Origin of the sequence: Coleofasciculus sp. FACHB-712 (assembly GCF_014695635.1) — a bacterium.
In the GTDB taxonomy this organism is placed as follows: domain Bacteria; phylum Cyanobacteriota; class Cyanobacteriia; order Cyanobacteriales; family FACHB-T130; genus FACHB-T130.
The window spans coordinates 1-2,533 of record NZ_JACJOQ010000098.1 but is presented as its reverse complement, the minus strand read 5'-3'; the positions used below and the strand labels follow the sequence as shown (position 1 = coordinate 2,533).

The window sequence follows — 2,533 nt, the reverse complement described above, 5'->3', positions numbered from 1 at the left end:
CTCAATTTCCACTCTAACCGTCCTTCGGGATTGCGGCGCGTTGCCTGTGCTTTCAGATGAGCCATGATGATGACAGCAAAAGGATTAGTGCTTTGCTCTAAACTTTGCCACTGCGCTTCATAGTCCAATAGTTTGACAGTGGGAAACCGCAAACTAACTCTTGCGCTCCAAATTTCATAGCCATAACTCTGCGGACGCCAAGACACTTGCTCGTCTGCTAAAACTGCTAAGCTGGCAACTTGCCGCCGGTATCGGTCAAAAAGGCGGTAATTATAGACATACATCCGCTCAGCAAAATTAGCATCGACTTTGCTTTGAACTTCGATGTGAATCAGTACCCAAGTTTCTTCGCCGTTTTGTCGCCAGACTTTTACCAGTTTATCGACTCGACGCCTCCCCAGTTCTGCATCGCGGACGACTTGTTGAAGTTCGGTGTCGAGAAATTCGTAGCCCTGCGACCAGTTGATGTCAGCATAAGCTTGCGGGAAGAAGAAAGCCATGAAGTCAGTAAAATAAATCTCCAAAGCTTCCTTCCAAGGGCTATCGTAATCAGCCTGAGGGTTGGTCATGATTCAGGAAGATTCGCGATCGCAACTGGCTCCACTGGATCGGCAAGCTCAAACCGGAAGACGCGAGAATAAAAGTAAAACTCCCCATCAATGGCGCGTTTAATATTCTCTGAACGGCGAAAACCGTGCTGTTCGCCCTCAAAAGGAACATAAGCAACTGGCAACCCTTTGGCACGTAGTGCCTCTACCATCATCTCCGCTTGGTTGGGCGGGACAACTTTGTCTTCTAGCCCTTGAAAGAAAATGACCGGACAAGAGAGATTCTCCGTAAAGTAAATAGGCGATCGCTTTTGATAAATATCTTGCCGCTGTGGGTAAGGGCCAATCAGCCGATCCAGATAGCGCGATTCAAATTTGTGGGTATCTCTGACCAGCGCCTCTAAGTCGCTGACGCCGTAATAACTCGCACCTGCCTTGAAGACATCGCGGAAAGTCAGGGCGCACAGCGTCGTGTAGCCACCCGCACTACCACCGGCGATCGCCATCCGGTTTCCATCGACCAAGCCTTGCTGAGCCAGATACCGCGCCCCATTCACGCAATCATCCACATCCACAATCCCCCACTGCCCATCCAGCCGCTGATGGTAGGCGCGTCCATAGCCGGTGCTGCCGCCATAATTGACATCTAGATAAGCAAATCCGCGACTTGTCCAGTATTGAATCCGCAAGTTCAGCTGGCTAGAGGTGGCTGCTGTCGGTCCTCCGTGGCTTTTGACGACCAAGGGCGGCAACTCACCATCGGGTGCCCTATAGTCGCGGTTTTGGGGCGGGTAGAAGAAGGCGTGAGCGGTTAATCCGTTCTCGGTAGAAAATTCAATCGGTTGCGGGGCGGACAAGTACCCGGCGTCAATTTCTAACTTACTGGAGCGCTGTAACACTTCTATCTGCTGCGTAGCCATATCCATTTGGATAATCGAGCTAAATTGGGTCGGCGAACCAGCAATAAATCCCACACGACCCGCAGATGCTTTGAGGGACGAAATTTCAGTGTAGTCCGTCTCAATTTTCTCCAGCTTTCCTGTCTCCGTATCGAGACTCGCCAGATGCCAAATGCCTTGCTGAGTGTAGGTGCAGATAATCCGTTCTTCAGATTCAAAAGCATAGGTGGACATCCCAAAAATCCACTGTGGAAGCCCAAATTCAGCCTCCATTTCGCATAGCGGTTCAATTCCCCCGTCCTTTCCTGTCAAGGGGGGTTCAACGTCTTTTCCCCCCCTTTTTAGGGATGGCTGGGATTGCCATCTGTAGAGATTCCACCAGCCACTGCGATCGCTAACAAAGTGTAAAATGCCATCCGGCGACCATTCTGGCTGAAAAATAGACTCATCAACGCTACCAGCAACCCGTTGGCTTTCAGCCAAGGAACCATCCGCTGTTATCTTTGCGACCCATAATTCCGTTCCATCCCACGGCAGATTTGGATGATTCCAAGTTAACCAAGCCAGTTGAGAACCGTCAGGACTGAGGCGTGGAGATGAATAAAAGTCGTTTCCAGACACCAGCACCCGAATATCGTCCCCATCTTCCAAGTTGATGCTAACTAAGGTATTGACTGGTTCGCGATCACCTGTGGTGTGGTCTTCGCGCACAACATACAACTGCTGCTGTTTCCGGTCAATTATTCCATCCGCATAGCAGAAGCTTCCTTCTGGTGTCAGCGGTTGCGATTCTGCACCCGGAGTCTGCCGATAAAGGCGCTGATCCGCGAAATTGGAAAAATAAACGGTGCCATCAGCGACGCAGAAGGCACCACCGCCGTATTCATTGACGCGAGTGCGGACGTTAAAGGGAGGTGGCGTGACATCAATGGTTTTCCCATCTGGGGTACGTCGCACAATGACACTCCGACCCGCTTCTGCGGGTCGCCCTTCAATCCAGTAAACATCCTCGCCATCAAAGGCAATCTGCCCCACTCCAATCGTTTCAGAAACAATTAAGTCAGAGGTGATGGGCGATTTCCAGGA

General features: G+C 50.9%; 1 protein-coding gene and 1 pseudogene. Both read right to left on the bottom strand.

All coding sequences use genetic code 11. The annotated features are described in order from the left end of the window. A pseudogene (locus H6F50_RS02450) lies at nt 1-569 on the bottom strand (transposase); the annotation flags it as partial. Continuing rightward, the coding region (locus tag H6F50_RS02445) for a S9 family peptidase (protein WP_190425952.1) at nt 566-2,533 on the bottom strand (1,968 nt) is incomplete at its 5' end. The pseudogene H6F50_RS02450 and the gene H6F50_RS02445, both read right to left, overlap by 4 nt.